The following is a 25,972-nucleotide window of genomic DNA, read 5'->3' on the forward strand; positions in this document are numbered from 1 at the left end:
CTACGAGACCATCGACGAGGAAAGCACCGAATACGCCGACGACATCATTCCGGTCAGGCGCCAGACCGATATTGCAACGGTCATGGTCAATGCCGGCTATGCCAAGGCACAGGCCGAAGACGCCGCCGGCTATATCGGCGACGCGCTCGGGGCGACGGAACTCAGCGAAGGCGATGTTCTGCGCATCGGCATCATTCAGAACGGCGAAGCGCAGAAGGGCGAAGAGGCCCGCATCGTGCGCGCCACCATCTATTCGCGCAATCGCCATGTGCTGACGATGGCGGTCGACGACAAGGGGCGCTTCGTTCCGGGTGCTGAACCGCCGAAACTCGACGCGGTCGCCACCGCCTTCGATGACAACGGCGCGCCTGTCATGACAAGCGGCTACGATTTGCCGCGGGTCTATGACGGCATCTACCGCGCCGCCCTTTCCTATGGCATGAGCGCCGATATGGTCGGCCTCGTCGTCAAGCTGCTCGCCAGCAACGTCGATTTCCAGGCGCAGCTGAAACCGACGGACTCGCTTGAAGCCTTCTTCTCCGTGACCGACGAACGCGGCATGGCGACGGAAGACTCCGAGCTTCTCTATGTCCGCGCCAAGTTCGGCGATGCAGTCACGGCTTTCTATCGGTTCCAGGACCCGGAAGACAATTCGATCGACTACTTCGACAGCGAAGGCAAAAGTATCCGCCAGTTCCTGCTGCGCAATCCCGTGCCGAACGGCCATTTCCGCTCCGGCTTCGGCATGCGCCGCCATCCGATCCTCGGCTTCTCGCGCATGCATACCGGCGTCGACTGGGCCGCTCCGCGCGGCACGCCGATCATCGCCGCCGGTAGCGGTGTGGTGGAAAAGGCCGGCTGGGATTCGGGCGGCTATGGCAACCAGACGCTGATCCGCCACGCCAACGGCTACGTATCCTCCTACAACCACCAGAGCGCGATCGCCAAGAACGTCAAGGTGGGCAGCAAGGTCGTCCAGGGCCAGGTCATCGGCTGGGTCGGCACGACGGGTCTTTCGACCGGTCCGCACCTGCATTACGAGTTGATCGTCAACGGCAACAAGGTCGATCCGCTGCGCATCCGTCTTCCCGGCGGCAAGTCGCTTTCCGGCGACGCGCTGGCGAAGTTCGAGAAGGAACGCGATCGCATCGACGAGTTGCTAAACAAGGACGGCGCCGGCGCCGAAGTCGCAAGCAACTAAAGCGGGTCGCGATCTCTCAGATTCGCTCCTTGCGCTTTAGGTTTTTGATATCGCACGACCGCTGCACACTTTTGGACGACATGCTCTACTGCATGTTTCCTTTAATCGTAGCCGATTAAAGGACAAAAACATGCAGCAAATCAAAGTGCTACAGCGACCTTTGCGCGTCTGATAAGACGCGCGGCGCCGTAGGCGCCCCTCCCCTCTTCAAAAGTCTGCGCAAATGAAAAGGCCGCCCCGAAGGACGGCCCTGCCTTTGATGTCTTGTCAGGCGGCTTCCTTGTCCGCCGTCGCTCCGCGCTTGAAGTTGAGGCGATCGGAGCCGGCGAGCACCTTCACGGTCGAACCATCCGGGAACTCGCCCTGCAGTATCTTCTCGGCGAGCGGATCCTGCACGTATTTCTGGATCGCCCGCTTCAGCGGACGTGCGCCATAGGCCGGATCGTAGCCCTTGTCGGCCAGGAACGCGCGGGCATCGTCCTCGAGTTCCAGCGTGATCTTGCGCTCGGCAAGCAGCTTGCGCAGCCTTTCGAGCTGGATATCGACGATCGCACCCATTTCCGAGCGGCGCAGCCGGTGGAACAGGATGATCTCGTCCACGCGGTTCAGGAATTCCGGACGGAAGGCGGCTTTCACCACCTCCATCACCTGGTCGCGAACCACATCGCTGTCCTCGTTCTCGCCGAGACCGGTCAGGTATTCGGCCCCGAGGTTCGAGGTCATGATGATCATCGTGTTCTTGAAGTCGACCGTGCGACCCTGACCATCGGTCAGGCGGCCGTCGTCAAGCACCTGCAGGAGCACGTTGAAGACATCCGGATGCGCCTTCTCGATCTCGTCGAACAGCACGACCTGGTAAGGCCGGCGGCGAACGGACTCGGTCAGAGCCCCGCCTTCCTCGTAGCCAACATAGCCGGGAGGTGCGCCGATCAGGCGGGCCACGGAGTGCTTCTCCATGTATTCCGACATGTCGATACGCATCAGCGCGGTTTCATCGTCGAAGAGGAAGCGGGCAAGCGCCTTGGTGAGCTCCGTTTTACCGACGCCGGTCGGGCCAAGGAAGATGAACGAGCCGATCGGCCGGTTCGGATCCTGAAGCCCGGCGCGCGAACGCCGGACGGCGCGGGAGACCGCCTGCACGGCGTCACCCTGGCCGACGACCCACTTCGCCAGCTCGTCTTCCATCCTGAGCAGCTTGTCGCGTTCGCCTTCCAGCATCTTGTCGACCGGAATACCGGTCCAGCGCGAGACCACATGCGCGATGTTGTCGGGGGTCACGACCTCCTGCACCATCGGATTGGCATTGGCGTTTTCCTGGCTTTCGGCATCGGCAAGCTCCTTCTCTAGCTTCGGAATGACACCGTAGGTCAGTTCGCCAGCACGCTGGAACTCGCCCTTGCGCTGGACGATCGCCAGTTCGTTGCGGGCTTCGTCGAGCTGCTTCTTCAGGTCAGCGGCGCGACCGAGCTTCTGCTTCTCCGCCTGCCAGCGAGCCGTCAGCGCCGATGCCTGCTCTTCGAGCGAAGCGAGGTCGAGCTCGAGCTTCTCCAGCCGATCCTTCGACGACGCATCGGTTTCCTTCTTCAGGGCTTCGCGCTCGATCTTCAGCTGAATGACGCGCCGGTCGAGCTCGTCGAGTTCTTCCGGCTTGGAGTCCACCTGCATGCGCAGGCGTGACGCCGCCTCGTCCATCAGGTCGATCGCCTTGTCCGGCAGGAACCGGTCGGTGATGTAGCGGTTGGAAAGCGTTGCGGCAGCGACCAGCGCCGAATCCGAGATCCGGACCTTGTGGTGCTGCTCGTATTTCTCCTTCAGGCCGCGCAGGATCGAGATCGTGTCCTCGACCGTCGGCTCCTCGATCATGACAGGCTGGAACCGGCGGGCAAGTGCCGCATCCTTCTCCACGTGCTTGCGGTATTCGTCGAGCGTGGTGGCGCCGACGCAATGCAGTTCGCCGCGCGCAAGCGCCGGCTTCAAGAGGTTGGAGGCATCCATCGCCCCGTCCGCCTTACCGGCACCGACCAGCGTATGCATCTCGTCGATGAACAGGATGATCTCGCCGTTTTCGGACTGCACCTCGTTGAGAACAGCCTTCAATCGCTCCTCGAACTCGCCGCGAAATTTCGCACCGGCAATCAGCGCGCCCATGTCGAGCGCCATCAGCCGCTTGTCCTTGAGGCTTTCCGGCACGTCGCCATTGACGATGCGGAGCGCCAGCCCCTCGGCGATCGCAGTCTTGCCGACGCCGGGCTCACCGATCAGCACAGGATTGTTCTTGGTGCGGCGCGACAGCACCTGGATGGTGCGACGAATTTCGTCGTCACGGCCGATGACGGGGTCAAGCTTGCCTTCACGCGCGTCTGCCGTCAGGTCGCGCGCGTATTTCTTGAGGCTGTCGAACCCCTGCTCGGCATTGGCGCTATCGGCAGTGCGGCCCTTGCGGATGTCGTTGATCACCTGATTGAGCTTGGTCGGGGTGACCCCGGCCTTGGCAAGAATGCCAGAGGTCGCCGCCGAGCTTTCGATCGCAAGCGCCAGCAGCAGCCGTTCGACGGTGACGAAGCTGTCGCCGGCCTTCTTCGCGGCCTCTTCGGCACTCGAGAAAACTCGGGCGAGCGGCTGCGACAGGTAAACGGAGCCATTGCCGCCGGAAACTTTGGGGAGCTTGGCAAGTGCCGCATCATTGCCGGCACGCGCTTCGCGGGCGTCGCCCCCGGCGCGCTCGATCAGCGAGGCGGCCATGCCCTGATCGTCGTCGAGCAGCACTTTCAGTACATGCTCGGGCGTGAACTGCTGATGTCCTTGCGCCAGCGCATAGGTCTGCGCCGACTGCAGAAAACCGCGCACGCGCTCGGAATATTTTTCAATGTTCATACTTTACCTCCATAGCCCGGCAGGCCCGTCTCGTGGCACCCGTCGGTGTTTCAGGATCAAGCTCCCGCATTCGGCAAGCCTGTCAGTGTGGAGCGATCCCCGCCTTGCGCCGGATCAACGCATCCGAAGCGAATATGGGGCACCGATTTTGGAAATTAAAGAGCCGCCCATGGTCCCTCGACGGAAATCTGCAACCGAAAAATGCGGCCGCCTGACGGTTTGCCCCGCGGTCGCATTTGCCGTCGAGGAGGCGAGAACCTCCGCGGGCTTCGTTAAGCCGCGATCATCGACCGTTCGGTAAATGACGCGCCGAACTCCTTCATGCGCCGCACATAGTAGGCGGGGCCGATCAGAACCTCCGGGAGGTAGAGACCGGGAGCCGGCGCGTCACCCCCCTCAAGGCCGAGCATGCGTTCCACGGCGAGCGCAATGCCGAGGGCGGTCAACGGCGCCTGGCCCTCCGGCTGCACGATCTCATGGCGATGATCGAGTGGCTGGCCGTCCCTGCCCCGCCCCGCCATCTCGATGACGATCTCGGTCGAAAACGGTTCGCCGCGACGCCTGCTCGCGGATTCGCTATAGGCAAGGTCCAGCCTGATGTTGGCGGCATTCGTCCGGGCCGCAAGCGCCATGACGTCGAAGGGCGAATAGGCAAGCGCATCGAGTTCGACGCCGTCGACGCTGACATAGCGTGCCTTGGAATCCTCGCCGCCAACCCAGTGGAACCTGCCATCCCAGACCGTCAAAGCCGCCGGCGCAAAGCCGGTAATGCGGTTGTAGTCGGCGAGCGCAGCCGGGCCGCCCATGTCCTGTTCGTCGAGCAGGACCCCGATGCGGATCCTGTCGATCGCCGCATAGGCTTTCGCAAATTCGAGGATCGGGAAGACCGCGGCCCCGGCGAGCCAATGGCTGGCGAGCAGGATCGGCGCCTTGTCCGGCGCGTGGATATATTGCGCCATCTCCGGCCCCACCTCGAACGTGCCGCTGGACAGGCTGATATAGGGGATCCCGTGGTGCTGGGCGTAGCGCATGGAGCTCAGCTTCTCGTCCTTCAGGAAGATGACGACGGCGCTGAAGCGCAGCTCGTCGCCAAGGCCGAGATCCGGCCGCTCCAGATCGACGCTGACGCCGACGGCGTTTCCCGCCTCCCGCGCGACGGCCTCTGCCTTGCCGAGATCGCGGCCGCCGACGGCGAGCGGCAACGTGGGCTGTAGCCGACGGATGATTTTCGCGGCCTGCGATCCGACAACCCCTGAACCGCCGATCATCAAAACAGGCAGAAACTTGCTCGACATCTTCCTATCTCCTAAACGAAAAGTGCCCGATTGGTTATCGAACTTACTTTTAGTAAGTTACCATTAGTAGATAAGTTGCCGAACACCGCTTTCAAGAGACGTGGCGACGCGAAAGGAGGATTGCGATCGATGGCCCCGACGAAAAGTCGAAAGCTCGCCAAACCCGAACGGCGTGCCCAATTGATCGAGACCGCCAAGGCGATCCTGCGCGAATGCGGAGCCGATGCCCTGACGCTCGGCCACCTCGCCGAGCGTGCCGGCGTCAGCAAGCCGATCGCCTATGAACATTTCGGTACGCGCGAAGGATTGCTGATCGCGCTGTCCCAGGAAATCGAAGATCGCCACGCGACCAAGCTGCAGGCCGCGCTCGCCGGGGCGCCGAAACAGCTCGGTGCGGTCGCCGACATCATCAGTTCGGTTTACATCGACTGCGCCGTCGACAGTGGTGAGGAATGGCAGGCGATTTCCGGAGCGCTGCGCGGCAACGCGGACATGATCGCGACGCAGCAGCAACAGGCCGACGACTACGTCGCCATGATCGAGGCGGCACTCGCCCCCTTCGCGAAGATCTCCGCCGGCGATTTGCGTCTGCGTTGCACCGGTATCGCGGGAGCTGCGGAGGCGATCGGCCGCGAACTGATCCGAGGCCGGACGAACGAAACAGCCGCGCGTGCCAATCTTGCGGCATTGATCGTCGACAGCGTCGACCATTGATCGCCAACGGCTACCGCATGTCTCCTTGAATCGACCTCGATTGAAGGACGAAGACTTGCAGCAAATCAAAGTGCTACAGCGACCTTTGCGCGTCTGATAAGACGCGCGGCGCTGTAGGCAAAGAAAAACCCGGCCATGCGAAGCCGGGTTTTTGGCATGCCCCTGAACGGGCAATGTCGTTGTCAGGCCGCCGCTTACTCGGAAGCGGCAAGCACCGGCGCTTCCGAGGCGTCGCCCGAAGGCTGGGCCTCGTCGGCAGCACCTTCCTGCGCGCTGCGGCGCGGACGGCGTGGACGCGGCGTATTGCGGCGGCGCGACGCGGCGCGGCCGGAGGCGGCCGGGGCTTCCTCTTCCATAGCCACTTCCGCCGGCGTGCCTTCGATTACCGGCTGCGGACCCGTACCATCGATAACGACGGGCTGCGGCTCGGCGGCAGGTGCTGCTGCAGGCACGGCAACCGGGGCCGGCATGTCGTCGACATAGACCTGATCCAGATCGTCCTGGTCCTGCTCGGATGCATCGTGGCCGCGGAAATCCTGACGGTCCTCGCGCTGGAACCGGTCCTGCATCTGCGCCTGTGCGGCAGCAATGATGCGGTTGTAGTGTTCGGCGTGCTGCAGGTAGTTTTCTGCTATCACCCGGTCGCCGGAACTCTGGGCATCGCGCGCAAGCGCTGCGTACTTCTCGGCGATGTGCTGGGCGGTACCGCGAATCTTCACGTCCGGGCCGGAGCTGTCGTAGGTCCGCGTCAGCGGGTTCGAGCCCTTGCGGTTGTGATTGTTGTTGTTTCCATTGTTGTTATTGTTGTTATTCCGCCCGCGGCCGCGCTTGTTTTGCTGTCCTGGCCTCATAGTACATTCACCCGAATTCTCTTGATAATGATGATCATGTGGTTTCGTCTTCCGGCCGGATCCGTTCACGCCCGACAGAACACGCACCGCTGCGCTCGCACAACGGCGGCTTCGGCGCCGACTGACGTCAAATTAACAGGTACCTGCACAAGGCACTTGTTGAACCCTAGCAACTCTTTCTTGAGAGCAATCCCCGTGGCCAGGTCATACCGGAACGAATCTTAGGTCCATGACCTTCTGCCCAGTGCGCGGGCAAACTAGCCCGCTTCCTCTGGGATTCCAAGCCCTTTCTTTGCCTGTGCAAGAAAGAAGATGCGTCAGTGCAGCATTTTTTCAACGGTTGATGTCGCGTTCGAAGATCAGGACGCGGTCATTACCACCAAGATCCTTCGCCTCTTCACGCAGACGGAAATCTTCGGCGTTAAAAAGCGCCGTCACCGCCTCTTTCTGGTCGAAACCGATTTCCAAGCCTATCACGCCATTTGTCTCAAGATGATGACCAGCCTGAGAAGCGATGGCGCGATAGGCATCAAGCCCGTCTACTCCGCCATCAAGCGCTGCGGCCGGGTCGTGAAGTCTCACCTCCGGCTCAAGCTCATGAACGACACTGGACCGGATATACGGCGGATTTGAGACGATCACGTCGTAGCGTCCGTCCACCTTTTCGTACCAGTTGCTGAGAAGCGGCCGGAATCGATCGGCAAGACCGAGAGCGGCTGCATTCGCCGTCGCCGTTGCCAGTGCGTCCTGCGATATATCGGTAGCCGTGCCCCTTGCTTCAAGAACCTGCGACAGCAGCGCGATACAAATCGCTCCGGTACCGGTGCCGAGATCAAGAAGGGCGCAACTCCCCTTTCGCGCCACCACCTCGCACAGGTAGGGGATCATCCGGTCGACGAGCGTCTCGGTATCCGGACGCGGCTCCAGCGTTTCCTTCGACAGCTTCAGCGGCAGGCCGAAAAATTCGCGTTCACCAAGAATGCGGTAGACCGGTTCGCGTGCCAGTCGCCGCGCCACGGCCGCCCGGATCTTCGCGGCATCCGCCTCCGACACAGGCTCCCTGCCCCGCGATACGACCGCGCTCAGCGACAGGTCGAGCAGGCCGGAGATCAGATGCCGGGCGTCGAGCGCCGCATGCTCGATGCCGCCCGCCTGCAGGCGATCGCGGCTTTCGGCGACGAGGCTTGCAAGCGTTTCGGCCATGGCTCAGCCTCGCTGTTCGCCGAGCTGCGCCAGCTGGCTTGCCTGATAATCGGCGAGCAGCGCATCGACGACCTCGTCGATCTCACCCATCATCATCCGGTCGAGCTTGTAGAGCGTCAGGTTGATGCGATGGTCGGTCAGGCGGCCCTGCGGGAAGTTGTAGGTGCGGATGCGCTCGGAGCGGTCGCCCGAGCCCACCTGGCTCTTGCGGTCGGCCGAACGTTCGCTATCGGCGCGCTGGCGCTCCAGGTCGTAGAGGCGCGAACGCAGGACCTGCATCGCCTTTGCCCGGTTCTGGTGCTGCGACTTTTCCGAACTGGTGACGACGAGCCCGGTCGGAAGGTGGGTGATGCGCACGGCCGAGTCCGTCGTATTGACGTGCTGACCGCCGGCACCCGACGAACGCATCGTGTCGATGCGGATATCCTCTGGGCGGATCTCGATATCGATGTCTTCGGCCTCAGGCAGCACAGCGACAGTGGCGGCCGAAGTATGAATACGGCCGCTTGCCTCGGTCTCCGGCACGCGCTGCACCCGGTGCACGCCGGATTCGAATTTCAGCCGCGAGAACACGCCGCGCCCGGAAACCGTCGCAATGATTTCCTTGTAACCGCCGGCTTCACCGTCGCTTGCCGAAAGCACCTCGACGCGCCAGCCTTTGGCGGCCGCATAACGCTCGTACATGCGAAAGAGATCGCCGGCAAAGAGCGCCGCTTCCGATCCGCCGGTGCCGGCGCGAATTTCGAGGATCGCACTCTTCTCGTCGGCCGCATCCTTCGGCAGAAGCAGGATCTGGATTTCCTGCTCCAGCGTCTCGATCGTCGCTTCGACCTCGGGCTTTTCCATTTCGGCGAGATCACGCATCTCCCGGTCGGTCGACTTGTCGGCGAGCATGGCGGTGATGTCGGCAAGCTCGGCCGTTGCTTTCTCATAGGCGCGGATCTTCGTCACGACCGGCTGCAGTTCGGAATACTCCGAGGCGAGTTTGACATAAACGTCCGCAGCCGGGCCGGCAGACATGCGGGCCTCGATCTCACCGAACCGCCGTTCCAGTTCGCGCATCTTTTCAACGGGAAGCTTTGCCAAGTCTCACTCCAAATGCGTCTCCCCTCGCCCGGATCGGGGTCCGGACGAGGGTCACGACGCGTCAATTCAATCTAAACCGGAATGCTGTTTTCCGCGGCGAAATCCACCAGCATCTGGCGAACGGGCGTCTGGTCGCGCGTGTCGTCCAGCGCCGCGTTCAGCGCGGCAGCAAGCTTGCCCGCGTCGAGTGCCAGGAGCATCGCCTTGACCGGTCCTACCGCCGTCGGCGACATCGACACCGAGCGGAAGCCTAAGCCCAGCAACGCCATGGCCGAGAGCGGCTTGCTCGCCATCTCGCCGCAGAGCGTCACCGGCGTATCGTGCCGGTCGCCGGCGCGCACGATGTCGCGCAGGATCCTGAGGAACGGTCGTCCGAGCACGTCGAAACGATCGGATACGCGGGCGTTGCCGCGGTCGACCGCCATCGCGAACTGGAAGAGGTCGTTCGAGCCGACCGAGACGAAATCCACTTCGGTCATCAGCTCGTCGAGCTGCCACAGCAGCGCCGGCACCTCCAGCATCGCGCCGAACTGCAGCTTGCGCGGCAATTGTTCGCCAAGCTTCGACTGCCGCTCGATTTCCTTCTGCAAGAGGTCTCGCGCAATCCTGAGCTCGGAAACCTCGGTGACCATCGGCAACATCAGCTTGAGCTCGGCACCGGCCGCAGCGCGGAGCATCGCACGAAGCTGGGTCCGCAGAAGACCCGGCCGGTCCAGCGACAGTCGGATCGCCCGCCAGCCAAGCGCCGGGTTTTCCTCTTCCGCCGCGCGGAAATAGGGAACGACCTTGTCGCCGCCAATGTCGAGGGTGCGGAAGGTCACAGGCTTGCCGCCCGTCTGCTTCAGCACATTGCGGTAAAACGCTTCCTGCTCTTCCGCCTTCGGCATGGTCGAGGCGATCATGAACTGGAGTTCAGTGCGGAACAGGCCAATGCCCTCGGCACCCGCCTCGTTCAGATGCGGCAGGTCGACGAGCAGGCCGGCATTCATCTGCAGCGTGATGCGCTTGCCGTCCTTGGTCAGCGGCTCGACATCCTTCAGCGCCCGGAACTGCGCCTGGCGCCGCGCCCGGAAGCGAACCTTTTCCTCATAGGCGCGCTGCAGGTCGGCGAGCGGCCGCAAGTGCACTTTGGCATCGTCGCCATCGATGATGATCGCATCGCGGTTTTCCGCGAGCGCGACAGCCCCCGTCGCCTGTCCGATCACCGGAATGCCCATGGCACGGGCAACGATAACCACGTGGCTGGTGACGGCGCCCTCTTCGAGCACCAGGCCGCGGACGTTTTCGCGCGGGTAGTCGAGCAGCTCCGCAGCGCCCATGGCGCGCGCGACGATCACCGCATCGTTCGGGAAATCGCTGGCCGAGAGCTTGGCGCCGTAGCCGGAAAGCTGGCGCAGCAGACGGTTGGCCAGATCGTCGAAATCGTGCATGCGCTCGCGCAGATACGGGTCCGTCAGGCGGATCATGCGCGCCTTGGTTTCGCTCTGGACGCGCTCGACCGCAGCTTCCGCCGTCAGACCGTTGCGGATCGCCTCTTCGAGCTTGCGCACCCAGCCCCGGTCATGCGCGAACATGCGGTAGGTTTCGAGCACCGCCCGGTGTTCGCCCTCCATCGAGACCTCGCGGCGCGACAGCATGTCGTCGATCGAGATGCGCAGCGACCCCAACGCTTCGGCAAGCCGCTGCAGCTCCTGGTCGGTATCCTCGTTGAGGAGGTTGGTGACAACGATCCTCGGTTCGTGCAGGACGACATAACCGAGGCCGATGCCTTCGCCGTAGCTGTTGCCCTCGATCGAGACGGGGCGCGAGAGATCGAGCTCGAGGCCGGGCTTGGTGATCTTCTTGAGCTCGCCGGTCGCCACCATCTCGGCGAGAACCATGGCGGTCGTCTCGAGCGCCTCGACCTCGTCCTCGCGATAGTTGCGCATCGCCTTGTTCTGGACGACGAGAACGCCAAGCGCACGGCCCGTGCGCAGGATCGGCACGCCGAGGAAGGAGTGGTAGATCTCTTCGCCGGTTTCCGGCAGGTAGGTAAAGGCCGGATGCGACTGGGCATCGGACAGATTGAGCGGCCGCGCCGAGGCGGCAATGGTGCCGACGAGGCCCTGCCCCATCTTCAACTGCGCCAGGTGGACGGCGGCCTTGTTCAGACCTTCCGTCGCGTAGAGTTCGAGCACGCCGTCGGAACGCAGGACGTAGACCGAACACACTTCCGCAACCATGTTCTGCGCGATCTGGCGCACAATACGGTCAAGGCGCTCCTGCGGCTCCAGCGGTTCCGCCATAAGCTCGCGCAACCGCTTGAGGAGAACGCGCGGACCTGCGGAAAGGTCTCTCATCGCGTAGGGTCTCCCGAAATAGAGTAGACGGCGGCAGCCGGACGCGCGGCGTAAACCGCCGCGAATCCCAAATCAGTCGCCTGTCGATTAACTCTTATCGAGACCGTAAGCGGAATGCAAAGTGCGAACCGCCAATTCCGCATAGGGACCGTCGATCAGGATCGAAATCTTGATTTCGGAGGTGGTGATCGCCTTGATGTTGATACCCTTCTCGGCGAGTGCGCGGAAGGCCGAAGCAGCGACACCGGCGTGGCTGCGCATGCCGATGCCGATGACCGATACCTTGACGAGGCCGGCCTCGGACTGAACGACGTCGTAGCCGATCTTTTCCTTGTTGTCGCCGAGCACCTTCAGCGCCTTGTCGACGTCGCCCGACGGAACGGTGAAGGTCATGTCGGTCTTCGAGCCGTCCTCGGAAATGTTCTGGACGATCATGTCGACGTTGATGTGGGCTTCGGCGAGCGGTCCGAAGATCGCGGCGGAGACGCCCGGCCGGTCGGCGAGACGGCGCAGCGAAATCTGGGCTTCATCCTTGGCATAGGCAATGCCGGTTACGACTTCCTGTTCCACGATCTCATCCTCATCACAAATCAGCGTACCGGGCGGATTGAGAAGGTCACCCATGCCCGGCGCATCGGGATCCTCGAAAGACGAACGCACGAAGGTGCGGACCTTGTGCACCATGGCGAGCTCGACCGAGCGCACCTGCAGCACCTTGGCGCCGAGCGATGCCATTTCCAGCATTTCCTCGAACGCGATTTTCTTCAGCCGCCGCGCCTTCGGCTCGATGCGCGGGTCGGTCGTGTAGACGCCGTCGACGTCGGTATAGATGTCGCAGCGATCGGCCTTGACGGCAGCGGCGATCGCCACAGCCGAGGTATCGGAGCCACCGCGGCCGAGCGTGGCGACGCGATTGTCCGGCCCAAGGCCCTGGAAGCCGGCAACGACGGCCACCTGGCCCTCGCCCATGCGGCGGATGATTTCGGCACCCTCGATGTCGAGAATGCGTGCGGCGCCATGGGCGTTGTCGGTGCGGATCGGGATCTGCCAGCCCTGCCAGGAACGGGCGTTGATGCCCATCGACTGCAGCGCGATTGCAAGAAGACCCGAGGTCACCTGTTCGCCTGACGCGACGATCGCGTCGTATTCGCGCGCGTCGTAGAAGGGCGAGTTGGCGCCGGTGGCCTTCGGCATGTTCTGCACCCAGCCAACCAGTTCGTTGGTCTTGCCGGACATGGCGGAAACGACGACGGCGACTTCATGGCCGGCATCGACCTCGCGTTTCACATGGCGGGCGACATTGTGGATGCGGTCCAAATCAGCGACGGAGGTTCCGCCGAATTTCATCACGATGCGTGCCATGTGCCTCTACCGGTACCCAATTTTGCGCGCGCAAGGCGCGCGTGACAGGAAAGCCCCCGCCGGCGCCCGACGGTCAAAAAGCTTGGGAGACTTCTCGGACATCGGCAGTCACCGCTTCGGGGAGCGGAAAGTCGCGGCGTCTCTTAGCGGATCAGGGGGCCGCACGCAATGGCAAGCGGACACAGATTCGGGCCTCGCCGCCGGCTCGGACAGGTACGTTTCGCAACAATATTGCCAAAGGAATGGCGTGACGGAAATATCCGTGCCGCAGGAGCCTGCAATGCCGCGTTGAAAATTACCGGCGCCGATGCTAAACGTGGCTTGCAACTCGAATTCGAGAAAGGGGGGCTGCGCGTGATTACATTCTTCCGGCACCACCGCCAGCGTGGCCCCGTCCAAGCCCTGCAGATGCGTTTGCAGGGCTGACCGGACATACTTCGCAATCTCGCGAACCTATCCCTGGTCTGCCCAGAGTGATGCAGTGCGGAACCGTTTCGGTTTGAACGCCTGCATCGTCTTCTATTACCGAGTGACGGCCCGAGTGCAGCAGCTTTGCTGTCGCGGGCTCGACCATCCGCCAACCACGGCATGAGCTTGCCGCCCACGGATGCCTCACCGTCGCTCGCGCAGTCCAGAGAACGACCATGGCCTTGATCAATATCCGCAACCTCGGCGTCAGCCTGAGTGCACCGCTTTTTTCCAACCTCAATCTCTCCGTCGCCGCAGGTGATCGCATCGGCATCGTCGCCGCGAACGGCCGCGGAAAGTCGACCCTCTTGAAATCGATCGCCGGCACCTTCGACCCGACCGCCGGCGAGATCACGCGTTCGCGGGGCCTGACCATCGGCCACGTCGAGCAGAACGTGCCTGCTCCCCTGCTACCTCTCTCCTTCCACGATGCCGTTCTCTCGGCCCTTACGGCCGATCAGGCGGAGAACGAAAGCTGGCGCGTCGACATCGTGCTCGACTCCCTCGATGTGCCAGAGGCTCTGCGCCGACGCTCTGTCTCGGAACTGAGCGGCGGCTGGCAGCGGCTGGCGCTTCTTGCCCGCGTCTGGGTCACCGATCCGGATGCGCTGCTACTGGACGAGCCGACCAACCATCTGGATCTGGCCAAGATCGCCCGGCTCGAAGCCTGGCTGAACGCCCTGCCGCGCGACGTGCCGGTGTTGGTCGCCAGCCACGACCGCGCCTTCCTGGATGCGACCACCAACCGCACGCTGTTCCTCAGGCCCGAGCAGTCGCCGATCTTCGCGCTTCCCTACTCACGCTCCCGCGCAGCGCTCGACGAGGTCGATGCTTCCGAGGAGCGGCGCTACCAGCGCGACATGAAGGTGGCGCAGCAGCTTCGCCGCCAGGCTGCCAAGCTCAACAATATCGGCATCAATTCCGGCAGCGACCTGTTGACCGTGAAGACGAAGCAGTTGAAGCAGCGGGCCGAGCGGCTGGAGGACGCGGCAAAGCCCGCGCATCAGGAACGTTCCGCCGGCGCGATCCGGCTCGCCAGCCGCGGCACCCACGCCAAGATCCTGGTGACGCTGGACGATGTGGCCGTCGAAACGCCGGACGGAAACCCGCTCTTCCGCACCGGCAAGCGCTGGATCTGCCAGGGCGACCGCATCGTCCTGCTCGGCGAAAACGGCGCCGGCAAGACGCGGCTCGTCAACCTCATCCGCGCTGCGATTGAGGAACCCGGCCGCGCGCCCGAGACTCTGAAGGCGACGCCCTCGCTCGTGCTCGGCTATAGCGACCAGGCGCTTGCGGGCTTGTCCGACGACGAGACGCCGCTTGCCGCGCTCTCCCGCCGCTTTTCGCTCGGCGATCAAAGGGCACGCACGCTGCTCGTCGGTGCCGGCGTCGGCATCGACATGCAGGAGAAGGCGATCGGCCGGCTCTCCGGCGGCCAGAAGGCGCGCCTCGCCATGCTGGTCCTCCGCTTGAAGGAGCCGAATTTCTACCTGCTCGACGAGCCGACCAACCATCTGGACATCGAGGGCCAGGAAGCGCTCGAGGCCGAGTTGCTGAAACATGAGACAAGCTGCCTTCTAGTGTCCCACGACCGCAGCTTCGTGCGCAATGTCGGCAATCGCTTCTGGCTGATCGAGAAGCGCCGCCTTGTCGAAGTCGACGACCCGGAGGACTTCTTCGCGTCCGCCGCGGCGAGCGAGCTCGGGTAGCGACGGCGTCAGTGTGCCCGCACTCATCGCATCGGTGACGCCCGCGAAGGGCGGGCGTCACCGATCGGATCCTAGGAAGGCGGCCGGGAGATCACGCAAGCAACCTGGCCACCTTCGAAGACATGCTTCAGCCGCGCCTCGACGATCCATCGATGACGAAGGGCGGCGGCTTCGAGCCGTGCAACGACCTCGTCGGCATCAGTGGACGGCTCGTCATGGAAGAGAAAGAGCCGTCCTTCCGGCTTCAACAGCCGCACCAGCGCGGCAAACTCACGGGTGGGATCGCCCCGCGCGAACACGCCGACGCGCATCGCGAATGCCTTGTCGAAACGGCGACCGCCCAGATCGAGTGACGCAAGGTCAGCGACCTGCAGAGTGGCCCGACCGGCAGCAACATATCGATCGTTTCGCCGCGCCGCCGCCGCGATCATGGCGGCCGAGCGATCGATGGCCGCAATCTCCCCGTCGACAAGCCGCTCGCAAACCCTCGTCATCGCAACGCCGTGGCCGCAGCCGATTTCGAGAAGCTGATCCGAAGGCTGCGGCGCAACGACGGCGACTGCCCAGCCGATCCTGTCCAACAACATCTGAATTCCCCTGCATCGCAGATTCGACGAAACTAGCACGGTGACGTGCTTCGGCGCGAGCTAATCTGATGCAATAATTAAACCACTTGTAATATTAGATCAGTTTTGAGAGTCTCCTCCAAACACAGCACCGCAACGGGAGAAAGACAATGCGCAAGGTCATCATGTGGGACATGGTCAGCGTCGACGGCTTCTTCGAAGCGCCGGGACACGACATTAGCTGGTTCGTCTTCGAGGACGAACTCGCCGCCTATATCGGCGAAACACAGCTCGAAGCGGACACTTTGCTTTTCGGCCGCGTGACCTATGAAATGATGGCTGCCTACTGGCCATCCGCCGAGGGTGACATCGCTACCTTCATGAACGGCGTCGAGAAATTCGTCTTCTCGCGCACCCTGACATCCGCAGATTGGCACAGGACAACGCTCGTGACCGGCGACGCCGCCAAGGTAGTCGAGCGACTGAAGCAACGCGATGGCGGCACGATCTTCGTATTCGGCAGTGCGGATTTCGCAGCGGGCCTGATCGAGAAGGGTCTCGTCGATGAGTATCGTCTCGGCATCAATCCCGTGCTTCTCGGTGGCGGTGTGCCCCTGTTCAAGCCGGGCCTGAAGCGGACGAAGCTGAAATTGACCGACACGCGCCCGCTGAAATCGGGCGTAGTCATCCTGCACTATAAACCGGAGGCGGACGCGCTGTAGGAGACAGAGCATCGCTCCCACCTGGTCTGCGCTCATCTGGCCCATCGCCGGCTCTTGACTTCCCCGCCTGATCGTCCGACTTCACCAGGGAAGATGCAAGGAGACGGCGACATGAGCGAGACCGCACGCACGACGATCGACCAGAGCGAGGTGGACCGGTTTTCCGCCATGGCGGCGGAATGGTGGGATCCGACGGGCAAGTTCAGGCCACTGCACAAGTTCAACCCCGTTCGCCTCGCCTATATCCGCGACAAGGTGGCCGAGCATTTCGGCCGCGATCCCAGGGGCCCGCAACCGCTGAAAGGTCTGCGGCTGCTCGATATCGGCTGCGGCGGCGGTCTTCTGTCGGAACCAATGGCGCGCATGGGCGCCGACGTCCTCGGTGCTGATGCCTCGGAGAGGAACATCGGCATCGCCAAGACGCACGCGGCCGGAAGCGGGGTGACGGTCGACTATCGCGCCGTGACCGCCGAAGCGCTCGCCGAAGCCGGCGAGAGCTTCGATATCGTGCTCAACATGGAAGTGGTCGAGCACGTTGCAGACGTCGATTTCTTCATGACCACCTGCGCCCACATGGTTCGCCCCGGCGGACTGATGTTCGTCGCCACCATCAACCGCACGATAAAGGCGGCGGCGCTTGCCATTTTCGCGGCCGAGAACGTATTGCGCTGGCTGCCGCGCGGCACGCATCAGTACGAAAAGCTGGTGCGCCCGGAAGAGCTGGAGAAGCCGCTTGTGGCCAACGGGCTCGAAGTCACCGAGCGCACAGGCGTCTTCTTCAATCCGCTCGCCAATCAGTGGAACCTGTCCAAGGACATGGACGTCAACTACATGATCGTCGCCAAGCGCCCGCTGTAAACGCTGCCGGCAGGTTCAGCCGGCCTGCCGACGCTCCTGCCATTCACGTCTCAGCAGCGCATAGACGAATTCGTCGCCCCAGATACCGTTGAACCGGTCGTTCTCGATCAGATGCGCCTCGCGGCGCATGCCGAGACGCTCGACGACGCCCACCGAACCCTTGTTGAGCGCATCCAGCCGGGCGAAGATCCGGTGAAAGCGCAGCGTCGAAAAACCGAAATCGAGCACGGCCCGCATCGCCTCGGTCGCATAGCCCTTGCCGGCAAAGGCGGGATTGAAGATGTAGCCGGTTTCCGCCTGTTGCGCCGCCCTGCTTGCGAGCTTCAGCAACACCTCGCCGATCAGGGCGCCATCCTCCTGCCGCTCGACGGCAAAGACTGCGACATCTCCGTCTTCATCGAGACGCGGCTTTGATGCCTTGACGAACTTCGCCCGCGCCGCCACTTCGTCCAGAGGTACGGCATAGAGATAGCGATAGACTTCCGGCAGCCGATGATAGGCGAAGAAGGCAGGAAAATCGTCGGGCGCGAATGGCCTGATGACGAGGCGATCGGTGGATATGCGTAGCTCGGACAATGTCATTGGCTGAAAATCTCCCATTGCGAAGCCGCGACATGGGAAGCAAGACGTTGTTTTTAAAGAGCCGTCGGCAAAGTTTGCAGCATCGGACAGGCGTTGGGCCGCGCGTCAGTTGGCCTCGTCCGGCAAGATCGGCAGCGGCGCGACCGCAATTCCTTCTTCGAGAAGCGCTACGGCCTCTTCCGCCGTCGCCTTGCCGATCAGGCCGCGTTCTTCCGCTTCGCCATAATGGATCTTGCGCGCCTCCTCGGGGAAGCGCTCGCCGACATCCTCGGCGTTCTCGCGCACGGTCTTTACCAATTCGCGGATCTTGGCGATCGTTTCCTTCTGCGCCTGGTCCATGATCACCGCCCGCGTTGCCTCCTTCTTGCGCGCGGTCGCGACCGACGGCGCCATCAGTTGCTTGGCAACGGATGTTGAACTGCAAGAGGGACAGGAAACCAGCTTGCGGTCGACCTGGCGGTCGAAATCGTCACTCGACGAGAACCACCCCTCGAAGGAATGGCCATTGTCACAGGAAAGCGTATAGCGGATCAAGCGGCGACGCCTCCTTTCCCGGTTGGCGCCACTTCGTTGAGCACGAAGCTGCGGGCGTTCTTCAAATTCGGAATCTTGGCGCGTGCCGAATGCACGGAGGCGACATCGATTTCGGCAAGCACGATCGCCTCACCGGTCGGGCCGGCCGAAGCAAGCACCCTGCCCCAGGGATCGATGATCATCGAGTGGCCGAAGGTCTCACGCCCGTCCTCATGCGTGCCCCCTTGCGCAGCAGCAATGACGAAGAGGCCGTTCTCGATCGCACGGGCACGAAGCAGGATTTCCCAGTGTGCCTCGCCGGTCTGGCGTGTGAAGGCGGCGGGCACCGACATGATCTCGGCGCCGGCCACCGCCTGCTGCCGGAAAAGCTCCGGGAAGCGCACATCGTAGCAGATGGTGAAACCAAGCTTGCCGAAATCGAGATCGGCGATGCGTGCCGTGCTGCCGGGCTGATAGGCGGCGCTTTCCCGCCAGCTTTCGCCGTTGTCGAGGTCGACGTCGAACATGTGGATCTTGTCGTAGTCGCAGATCTTCCTGCCGTCCGGCCCGAACAGCAGGCCGCGATTGGCGATCTTGCCGTCGGCAAGCGCGATCGGCGTCGAGCCGACATGGAGATAGATGCCGAGTTCACCGGCAAGCTTCGCCGCTTCGCCGGCAATGATGTCGTTTGCTTCGTCCTTCAGGATTGCGCGCAGAGCCGCCCGGTCTCGCTGGAGCGCGCCGGTCATTTCCGGCGTCTGGACATAGGTCGCGCCCTGGGCAGCCGCCTCACGCACCAGTCGCAGCATCGTCTCCGCATTCTTGCGCGGATCGACGCCGGAACACATCTGAATGGCTGCGGCCTTGAAGGTCATCTTGCTTTAACTCCTGGCGCGCGCCGCTGCAGAGCGAGCAGCCTCTCTCGCTCTAGCGACTTGCAAAACATCGGGTCGTCAGGCGCTTCAGGCGGCAAGCATCGCGTCGAGCTTGCCGGCCCGTTCCAGCGCGTGCAGGTCGTCACAGCCGCCGACATGGATGTCGTTGATGAAGATCTGCGGGAACGTCGTGCCGCCGTGCGCCTTCTCGATCATCACCTGCCGAACCGTCGGATCATAGGTAGCGTCGTGTTCGAGGAAGGACACGCCCTTGGTTTCCAGTAGTTTCTTGGCGGCCGAACAATAACCGCAGAACTGACGCGTATAAATGACCACTGAAGCCATGATCCTGGTTCGCTCCTTCGCCGGCAACCGTGCCGGACAACTGATTGTCATATAGGACCGGATATGGCTCTTGCAAAGGTCAAAACCGTGACCGGCCCGGCACCCGCCCGTTTCAGCGCGCGGGTCGCTGCCGAGACGGTTGCACCGGTCGTATATACATCGTCAACGAGAATGACGCTTTTCCCACGGAGACCCGCTTTGCCGCTTTCCGAGACCGCGAAGGCACCGCGCACATTGTCTTCACGGGCCTGCCGGGCAAGGCCCACCTGCCGGCTCGTGCGTCGGATACGCATGAGGACATCGGCTTGGTAGGGCCTGCCGGAGAGTCGCGCCACCGCCCGCGCCAGTTCCGCCGATTGATTGAACCGGCGCCTCCAGAGCCGGAAAGCATGCAATGGCACCGGAATGATCGCGTCGGCCGAGGCCACCGCACCGTCGCTCGCTCGGATCATCCACTCCGCCATCATCGGCGCGAGATCGGTGCGGTCGCGATACTTCAGCCCATGCACCAGATCGCGGGCGATGCCCTCATGGATTGCGACCGACCGCAGACGATCGAAAGCGGGCGGATTGGCAATGGCTTCGGGCGAAACAGAGGCCGGCCCATGATCGACCGAAAACGGTGTCCCAAGAATATCGCAATAGGGGCGCTCGATCAGCGGCAGGGTCGACCAGCAAAGAGCGCAAACCGCGCGATGATCGCCAACCATCCGGCCGCAGCCGCAGCAGACTGGGGGATAGACGATATCGACGACCCCTGAGACGAGCCCCCGCAGCAAGCGCCCCCACCCCTCCTCCGGAAACAGCGGTCTCTCCCATGCCATGCTGTTGACTTTGAACCTCCGAAGGTCTCTTTGCTGGCCAGCTTGCGGAGACAGTATCGTGGAAAAAATCTTTGACCAGAGCCTCGTCGAGGCGCATCGGGCAAGAGCGCTCAGAAACGCTGATCCGAAAGCCGGCTTCCTTCTCGATATCGTCGCACAGGAACTCGCCGAACGCGTCAGCGTGGTCGAACGTCACTTCGATCGCGCGCTGGAACTGCACGGCTATACCGGGCAGACGGCGCGGGACCTCATGGCAACCGGCAAGGTCGGTGCCGTCGAGCGCGTGGAAACGGATGCGCGTTTCGGCTCCGACCAGGCATCGGTAACGATCGCCCCGCTCGAAGAGGTTCCAGGCGAAGCGGAGAGCTTCAACCTGGTGGTTTCGCCGCTCTCCCTGCACCTGACCAATGATACGCCGGGCGCCTTCATCCAGGTTCGTCGGGTGCTGAAACCGGATGGGCTCTTCCTCGCCGCCATCCCCGGCAGCGGCACGCTGCAGGAACTGCGCGAGGCGCTTCTGGCCGCCGAGGCGGAGCTGACGGGCGGCGCCAGTCCGCGCGTCATTCCCTTCGCCGACGTCCGCGATATCGGCGCCCTGCTGCAACGCGCCGGCTTCGCGCTGCCGGTCGCCGACACCGAAACCTACACGGTGCGCTACGATTCGCTGTTTGCCCTGATCCGCGACTTGCGCGCCATGGGCATGACCAGCCCGCTGACAGCACGAAGCCGCGTGCCCGTCTCGCGGCGCTTCTTTCTGCGGGCCGCGGAAATCTATGCCGAACGCTTCTCCGATCCGGACGGGCGCGTTCGCGCGACATTCTCGGTCATATACCTGTCCGGATGGGCTCCGCATGAGAGCCAGCAGAAGCCGCTGAAACCGGGCTCCGCGAAGCAGCGGCTGTCGACTGCACTCGGCACGAAGGAGCAGCCGCTCTGACGGACGACGGCAGCGTTCGTTCCGGCGAGGTCTTCAGACCTGTGCGTTCTGGAATGTCGTCGCCAGTACGTTGAGGACGGTCGTGAGCGCGTCGCGGACCTGTTCGAGACCAAGAAGCAGGCTGACGGAGATGATGGCAGCGATGAGGCCATACTCGACCGCGGTGGCAGCGCTTGCGTCGCGAAAGAGGCGTCTCAGCTTTCCCATGCGTCCCCAGTCTGGTTCGTGTTCCGAAACGCACCGGAAAACCGGATGGCGTTAGTTCAGCATCCGCTCTTACGGCCGTCTGCATCGATGATGCAGACCGCCCCAGGCATTTCCTGCAGCACGCTGCGCCGGACCGTATAGCGCTTGGTCGTCCCGCTCGAAGGGATGGAGCCTGTGGAAATATTGTCGTAGTCGACGGGTGTGTTCGCCATGATGCGCCTGTCGTTCTTCGAAGACAGCATCGGCGTCAGGATCAGCGTCAGCGCGATCACTGCCGTTCCAAACAGCAGGGACAGATTGAGCACACCCGTCCGGCGGGACTGATTGTTCATCAGATCCTTTTCCTGAACCGTGCTCCAGAAATCGTCGTCCACCATCCCAGCCTCACAAATGCACAAAGCACGGCGAACGCAAGCGCCCTTCCCAAGCTTGGTTCCACCGTACTGCCTGAAATCAATACGCCGTTCACCAACAATGCGTACCGAAAATGAATTGAGCTATCTTTGCGCGAGGGAGATAAACGATCGATTAATAATCAATCAGATTTCAGGTAGGTTCAGAGCAAATCCATAAGAAACGGGATCAACGGCTCGTCCGCCGGCGGCATCGGATAGTCGCGCAAGGCCTTCGGCCGCACCCATTTGATCGCCTGGCCTTCCCGCCCCGTCGCCACCCCTTCGTAGCGCCGGCAGACATAGAGCGGCATCAGCAGATGGAAGTCCTCATAGGTGTGACTGGCGAAGGTCAGGGGCGCCAGGCAGGCGACCTTGGTGCGGATGCCGAGTTCCTCGTCCAATTCACGGATCAGGGTTTCCTCGGGCGTCTCGCCGGCTTCGACCTTGCCGCCCGGAAACTCCCAGAGACCGGCCAGCGATTTTCCTTCCGGCCGCTGCGCCAGCAGGATACGGCCGTCGGCATCGACCAGAGCACAGGCCGCAACGAGCACGATCTTCTTTCCGTTGACGTCCATGACCTCAAGCCCCAGGCGTTCTGTAGATGTAGCTGTAGACCTCGGAGAAACCGGCGCCACGATAAAGCGCCAGCGCCGCGCTGTTCTCCGCCTCGACCTGCAGCCAGGCTTTCCTGGCGCCGCGCAGACGTGCCCAACGCAGGCAGACGTCGAGCATCGCCTTGCCGACGCCGCGCCCGCGGACCCGTGCGTCCACGGCAAACTGCATGATGCCGGCGAGATCGTTGTCCTGAACGACGAGAGCCACGGCGGTAGGCCCGGTCTCGGCATCTTCAAACAGGAAGAGGCCGCTTTCCGGCTTGATCGCATTGATGATCTCGGCGAGCGCGGCCTTTCTCTTCGGATCGCCCTTGGCGATACCGATGCAGGCATCGACGAAGCGGCCGGTGTCCTTGATCGGCAAATGGTCGATGCCCTCGCCGAATTCACGCTCGGCAAGATCGGTCGTCATCACCAGACTGCGACTGAAGGCCGTCCAGCCTTCCGCATCCATATGGGCAACGAGTTGCGGCGGCGTCAGCGGCGTCTGGCGCACGGTCAGGGGTCGGCCGTAGTCGGCAAAACGCCGGGCCGCCTTTTCAAGGCGCACCGGGATGTCGCGATAGTCGGATGGATCGAGTGGGTTGACGGAGTTGAGACGCTTGGAATCATGCCCTGCATTGAGCCGGATCAGCCAGCTTCCGTCATATTGCACCGACGCTGCCGGCCAGGCCCGGAAGCCCACGGCCTCGAGACGGCGCACGCTCGGGAGATCAACCATTACCACTTCCCCACCTTCGGCCGCGACGTCGCCCGCCGGCCGAGTATCACTCGATGTCATCTTGTTGCCCCTACTGCATGTCTCCTCAAATCGGCCTCGATTTAAGGACGAAGACATGCAGAAAATCAAAGTTCTACAGCGACCTTTGCGCGTCTGATGAGACGCGCGGCGCTGTAGCCAGCCTGGACCGGAACCTCAGCTCCGGTAGTCGCCGTTGATCTCGACATATTCCTTCGTCAGGTCGCAGGTATAGACCGTAGCGCGGCCGGATCCGAGGCCGATGTCGACGCGGATCGTGATGTCCTCGGCCTTCATGACGGCAGTGGCTGCCGCTTCCGAATAGGTGGCATCACGCTCGCCGTCGACGGCCACGCGCACATCGCCGAACCAGATCGCCAGACGATCGCGTTCGGCCATCTCACCGGACTTGCCGACAGCCATGACCACGCGGCCCCAGTTGGCGTCCTCGCCGGCGACGGCAGTCTTGACGAGCGGCGAGTTGGCGATGGAGAGCGCGATGCGCTTGGCCGCCGCGTCGTTTTCAGCACCTTCGACCGTGACTTCGACCATCTTGCGCGCGCCTTCGCCGTCACGCACGACCTGGAGCGCCAGGTCGCGCAGCAGATCATTCAGCGTCACACGGAAGGCATCGAGGCGCGCGTCAGCCGCGTCGGAGATCGTCGGCTGTCCGTCTGCTGCTGCAGCCCCCGTCGCAAAGAGCATCAGCGTGTCGGAGGTCGACGTGTCGCTATCGACGGTGACCGAGTTGAAGGTCGGGCCGACGCCGGCCGAAAGCAGGGCCTGCAGCGCTGCCGGGGCAATGTCTGCGTCGGTGACCACGAAGGAGAGCATCGTCGCCATGTCGGGCGCGATCATGCCGGCGCCCTTGGCAATGCCGTTGATCGTGACCTTGACGCCGCCGATCTCGGCCGTGCGGGTGGCGACCTTCGGATAGGTGTCCGTCGTCATGATCGCCTTGGCGGCTTCGAACCAGAAATCTTCCTTGCCGGCCGCCGCCAGATCGTCGAGGACGCCGGCGAACTTGGTTGCATCAAGCGGCTCGCCGATGACGCCGGTGGAAGCGAGGAAAACTTCGCTCTCAGCGCAGCCGACCGCCTTCGCCGCCGACTTCGCGGTCAGCGCCGTCGCCTCGCGTCCCTTCTTGCCGGTGAAGGCATTGGCGTTGCCGGAGTTGACGACGACGGCGCGCGCGACGCCGCCGGCCAGGTTCTGGCGGCAGAAATCGACCGGAGCGGAGGGGCATTTGGAGCGGGTGAAAACGCCGGCGGCGGCGGCCGGCTTGTCGAACACCATCATCAGCACGTCGGTGCGGTTCTTGTACTTGATGCCGGCGGCAGCGGTCGCCATGCGGACACCGCGTACGGACGGCATTTCGGCGAAGGTTTTCGGAGCGAGCGGGGAGACTGAGCCGGACATGGGAAACCTGCTGTGACGTGTTGGGGCCAAAGCATTTCCAGGAAAACTGCGTAGCGGCTTTCCGTCAGGAAATGCGTAAGAACAAAAATCTGGAGCGGTTTACAACCGAACCCGCTCCCGATCTATCTTGCGACAAATGCCCGAACGGTTTTCACCGCCGGGCATCAGCGAAAAGCGGTGATGGCAGGCCCCCGCCAATGGCAGGACCTGCCGATCGAATTACTTGGCTTCCTGAGTTCCCTGCGCCTTGTTGGCCTCGTCATAGGCCTTCTTCAGAGCCGGATCGGAAATCTCGACGCTTGCATCCTTCTTGGCGGCAGCAAGCAGCTCAACATATTTGTCACGCATGACAAGCTGACGAACCTGCGGTTCGACCTGCTCCAGCGTCGGCGGAGCCTGCGGGCGCTTGTCTTCGACCAGGATCACGTGGAAGCCGAACTGCGTCTTGACCGGGGTCTTGGTGTAGGCGCCCTTTTCGAGAGCGAAGGCAGCCGCTTCGAATTCCGGCACCATGCGGCCCTTGGTGAAGTAGCCGAGATCGCCGCCATCGTCCTTGTTCGGATCGGAAGACTTCGCCTTGGCCAGTTCGACGAAGCTCTTGCCAGCGTCGAGTTCCTTGATGATTTCCTTGGCCTCATCCTCGGTCTTGACCAGGATATGGCGAGCCTTCACCTCTTCCTGCGCCGGGATCGCCGCGATCTCCTTGTCGTAGCGCGCCTTCACCTCTTCCTTGGTGATTGCGTCGACCACGTGCTTCTTGAAGTAGGCGTTGTGCAGTTCGCGCGCGGTCAGGTAGGCGACGCGCTGCTTGAAGGTCGCATCCTCCTGCAGGCCTTCCTTTTCGGCCGTCTTCGACAGGAGCTTGACGTCGATGATCGCCGAAAGGGCGGCGGCACGCTTCTGTTCGTCCGGCATCTGCTGAAGCTGCGGGTCAAGACCGCCCAGCGCCAGGTTGAGTTCGGACTGACGCACTTCCTCGCCGCCAACCTTGGCGATCACCGGATCGGCGTCTTCCGCCCGCGCGCCACCATGAACGACCATCGCCGCAACCAATGCCGCGCCGGCCAGGGTTTTCAACTTGGACATGCTCACTTACCTTTCAATTGGCCTTCAGCGCGATTGCGTCCGGCTTGTAGCGGCTGCACACCACCAGAATGTGGCGGTTCTGTAGCCGTCCGGCAGTGCAAGTGCGTTGACATAATTCGACCCCCCTCTTATCTGTCACGCAACCTCGCGTCCAGAACAGTTTCCGGGCGTTTCGCGGCATTGCGCGG

The 25,972-nt window shown here is 62.9% G+C and carries 26 protein-coding genes (1 of these 26 cut by a window edge); 7 read left to right on the plus strand and 19 right to left on the minus strand.

Annotation, left to right across the window (positions count from 1 at the left end; genetic code table 11):
* Positions 1–1,201, plus strand: partial view of a M23 family metallopeptidase gene (locus AC1Z3V_RS13365; protein ID WP_483499684.1) — the 3' portion only. Its footprint begins 767 nt before the window's first position; the window shows 1,201 of its 1,968 coding nt (coding positions 768–1,968); its start codon lies beyond the left edge, outside the window; the stop codon is at positions 1,199–1,201.
* Between the two features lie 267 nt (positions 1,202–1,468).
* Here the strand turns inward: AC1Z3V_RS13365 and clpB are convergent, their stop codons facing one another.
* Together clpB and AC1Z3V_RS13375 are read right to left on the minus strand one after the other, a co-directional pair.
* On the minus strand, positions 1,469–4,075 hold the full coding sequence (clpB, locus tag AC1Z3V_RS13370; RefSeq protein ID WP_483499686.1) for an ATP-dependent chaperone ClpB: 2,607 nt from the start codon (positions 4,073–4,075) through the stop codon (positions 1,469–1,471).
* A 272-nt stretch (positions 4,076–4,347) separates the two neighbouring features.
* Positions 4,348–5,370 carry an NAD(P)-dependent oxidoreductase gene (locus AC1Z3V_RS13375; protein ID WP_483499688.1) on the minus strand — a complete coding sequence of 341 codons (1,023 nt, stop codon included), beginning with the start codon at positions 5,368–5,370 and terminating at the stop codon, positions 4,348–4,350.
* Between the two features lie 129 nt (positions 5,371–5,499).
* Here AC1Z3V_RS13375 and AC1Z3V_RS13380 point away from each other — a divergent pair, with 129 nt between their 5' ends.
* Entirely contained in the window at positions 5,500–6,084 is a 585-nt protein-coding gene (locus tag AC1Z3V_RS13380) for a TetR/AcrR family transcriptional regulator (protein WP_483499690.1), read from the plus strand.
* Positions 6,085–6,278: 194 nt separating this feature from the next.
* Here the strand turns inward: AC1Z3V_RS13380 and AC1Z3V_RS13385 are convergent, their stop codons facing one another.
* The 5 genes from AC1Z3V_RS13385 to AC1Z3V_RS13405 form a co-directional block, all read right to left on the minus strand.
* Entirely contained in the window at positions 6,279–6,935 is a 657-nt protein-coding gene (locus tag AC1Z3V_RS13385; protein WP_483499692.1) for a DUF4167 domain-containing protein, read from the minus strand.
* Between the two features lie 333 nt (positions 6,936–7,268).
* A complete protein-coding gene (prmC, locus tag AC1Z3V_RS13390; RefSeq protein WP_483499693.1) occupies positions 7,269–8,138 on the minus strand; it encodes a peptide chain release factor N(5)-glutamine methyltransferase in 870 nt (289 codons plus the stop codon).
* A 3-nt stretch (positions 8,139–8,141) separates the two neighbouring features.
* On the minus strand, positions 8,142–9,224 hold the full coding sequence (gene prfA, locus AC1Z3V_RS13395) for a peptide chain release factor 1 (RefSeq protein ID WP_173520587.1): 1,083 nt from the start codon (positions 9,222–9,224) through the stop codon (positions 8,142–8,144).
* Positions 9,225–9,295: 71 nt separating this feature from the next.
* Positions 9,296–11,563: a phosphoenolpyruvate--protein phosphotransferase gene (gene ptsP, locus AC1Z3V_RS13400; RefSeq protein WP_483499695.1), complete on the minus strand. Its 2,268-nt coding sequence runs from the start codon at positions 11,561–11,563 to the stop codon at positions 9,296–9,298.
* An 87-nt stretch (positions 11,564–11,650) separates the two neighbouring features.
* On the minus strand, positions 11,651–12,925 hold the full coding sequence (locus tag AC1Z3V_RS13405; protein WP_173520585.1) for an aspartate kinase: 1,275 nt from the start codon (positions 12,923–12,925) through the stop codon (positions 11,651–11,653).
* A 168-nt stretch (positions 12,926–13,093) separates the two neighbouring features.
* Between AC1Z3V_RS13405 and AC1Z3V_RS13410 the strand changes: the two genes are divergently transcribed.
* Together AC1Z3V_RS13410 and AC1Z3V_RS13415 are read left to right on the plus strand one after the other, a co-directional pair.
* Positions 13,094–13,351, plus strand: coding sequence for a hypothetical protein (locus AC1Z3V_RS13410; protein WP_483499697.1), 258 nt, complete (start codon positions 13,094–13,096; stop codon positions 13,349–13,351).
* Positions 13,352–13,569: 218 nt separating this feature from the next.
* Positions 13,570–15,102, plus strand: coding sequence for an ABC-F family ATP-binding cassette domain-containing protein (locus tag AC1Z3V_RS13415; RefSeq protein WP_483499698.1), 1,533 nt, complete (start codon positions 13,570–13,572; stop codon positions 15,100–15,102).
* A gap of 71 nt (positions 15,103–15,173) precedes the next feature.
* On the opposite strand, the gene AC1Z3V_RS13420 is transcribed toward AC1Z3V_RS13415, so the two are convergent.
* Positions 15,174–15,689: a class I SAM-dependent methyltransferase gene (locus tag AC1Z3V_RS13420; protein WP_483499700.1), complete on the minus strand. Its 516-nt coding sequence runs from the start codon at positions 15,687–15,689 to the stop codon at positions 15,174–15,176.
* Positions 15,690–15,838: 149 nt separating this feature from the next.
* Between AC1Z3V_RS13420 and AC1Z3V_RS13425 the strand changes: the two genes are divergently transcribed.
* Both AC1Z3V_RS13425 and ubiG read left to right on the plus strand, forming a co-directional pair.
* Positions 15,839–16,390, plus strand: coding sequence for a dihydrofolate reductase family protein (locus AC1Z3V_RS13425; RefSeq protein ID WP_483499701.1), 552 nt, complete (start codon positions 15,839–15,841; stop codon positions 16,388–16,390).
* A gap of 111 nt (positions 16,391–16,501) precedes the next feature.
* A complete protein-coding gene (gene ubiG / locus AC1Z3V_RS13430; protein ID WP_483499703.1) occupies positions 16,502–17,248 on the plus strand; it encodes a bifunctional 2-polyprenyl-6-hydroxyphenol methylase/3-demethylubiquinol 3-O-methyltransferase UbiG in 747 nt (248 codons plus the stop codon).
* 15 nt (positions 17,249–17,263) lie between these two features.
* Here ubiG and AC1Z3V_RS13435 read toward each other — a convergent pair whose 3' ends face one another.
* From AC1Z3V_RS13435 to AC1Z3V_RS13455, 5 genes are all read right to left on the minus strand, one after another.
* Complete coding sequence (locus AC1Z3V_RS13435) at positions 17,264–17,830, minus strand: GNAT family N-acetyltransferase (protein ID WP_483499705.1); 567 nt, start codon at positions 17,828–17,830, stop codon at positions 17,264–17,266.
* Positions 17,831–17,935: 105 nt separating this feature from the next.
* Complete coding sequence (locus tag AC1Z3V_RS13440) at positions 17,936–18,364, minus strand: DUF1178 family protein (protein WP_483499707.1); 429 nt, start codon at positions 18,362–18,364, stop codon at positions 17,936–17,938.
* Positions 18,361–19,218, minus strand: coding sequence for a carbon-nitrogen hydrolase family protein (locus tag AC1Z3V_RS13445; RefSeq protein ID WP_483499708.1), 858 nt, complete (start codon positions 19,216–19,218; stop codon positions 18,361–18,363). Before AC1Z3V_RS13445 ends, AC1Z3V_RS13440 begins: the two co-directional genes overlap by 4 nt.
* Before the next feature lie 87 nt (positions 19,219–19,305).
* Positions 19,306–19,563, minus strand: a complete 258-nt coding sequence (gene grxC, locus AC1Z3V_RS13450) for a glutaredoxin 3 (protein ID WP_173520577.1) — start codon at positions 19,561–19,563, stop codon at positions 19,306–19,308.
* A 47-nt stretch (positions 19,564–19,610) separates the two neighbouring features.
* Positions 19,611–20,387 (minus strand): ComF family protein, encoded by a 777-nt coding sequence (locus tag AC1Z3V_RS13455; RefSeq protein WP_483499710.1) that lies wholly within the window; start codon positions 20,385–20,387, stop codon positions 19,611–19,613.
* Positions 20,388–20,445: 58 nt separating this feature from the next.
* Here AC1Z3V_RS13455 and AC1Z3V_RS13460 point away from each other — a divergent pair, with 58 nt between their 5' ends.
* Positions 20,446–21,324, plus strand: a complete 879-nt coding sequence (locus AC1Z3V_RS13460; RefSeq protein ID WP_429820677.1) for a methyltransferase domain-containing protein — start codon at positions 20,446–20,448, stop codon at positions 21,322–21,324.
* A 33-nt stretch (positions 21,325–21,357) separates the two neighbouring features.
* Here the strand turns inward: AC1Z3V_RS13460 and AC1Z3V_RS13465 are convergent, their stop codons facing one another.
* The 6 genes from AC1Z3V_RS13465 to AC1Z3V_RS13490 form a co-directional block, all read right to left on the minus strand.
* Positions 21,358–21,531, minus strand: a complete 174-nt coding sequence (locus AC1Z3V_RS13465; protein WP_483499712.1) for a Flp family type IVb pilin — start codon at positions 21,529–21,531, stop codon at positions 21,358–21,360.
* Positions 21,532–21,587: 56 nt separating this feature from the next.
* Positions 21,588–21,908: a hypothetical protein gene (locus AC1Z3V_RS13470; protein WP_173520573.1), complete on the minus strand. Its 321-nt coding sequence runs from the start codon at positions 21,906–21,908 to the stop codon at positions 21,588–21,590.
* A 179-nt stretch (positions 21,909–22,087) separates the two neighbouring features.
* Entirely contained in the window at positions 22,088–22,501 is a 414-nt protein-coding gene (gene mutT / locus AC1Z3V_RS13475) for an 8-oxo-dGTP diphosphatase MutT (protein WP_429820681.1), read from the minus strand.
* A 4-nt stretch (positions 22,502–22,505) separates the two neighbouring features.
* Positions 22,506–23,321 (minus strand): GNAT family N-acetyltransferase, encoded by an 816-nt coding sequence (locus tag AC1Z3V_RS13480; RefSeq protein ID WP_429820683.1) that lies wholly within the window; start codon positions 23,319–23,321, stop codon positions 22,506–22,508.
* A gap of 135 nt (positions 23,322–23,456) precedes the next feature.
* Positions 23,457–24,698, minus strand: a complete 1,242-nt coding sequence (argJ, locus tag AC1Z3V_RS13485) for a bifunctional glutamate N-acetyltransferase/amino-acid acetyltransferase ArgJ (protein WP_483499714.1) — start codon at positions 24,696–24,698, stop codon at positions 23,457–23,459.
* A gap of 219 nt (positions 24,699–24,917) precedes the next feature.
* Positions 24,918–25,784, minus strand: a complete 867-nt coding sequence (locus AC1Z3V_RS13490; RefSeq protein ID WP_429820689.1) for a peptidylprolyl isomerase — start codon at positions 25,782–25,784, stop codon at positions 24,918–24,920.
* Positions 25,785–25,972: the final 188 nt, after the last annotated feature.

Source organism: Ensifer sp. 38_S197, from assembly GCF_056924495.1.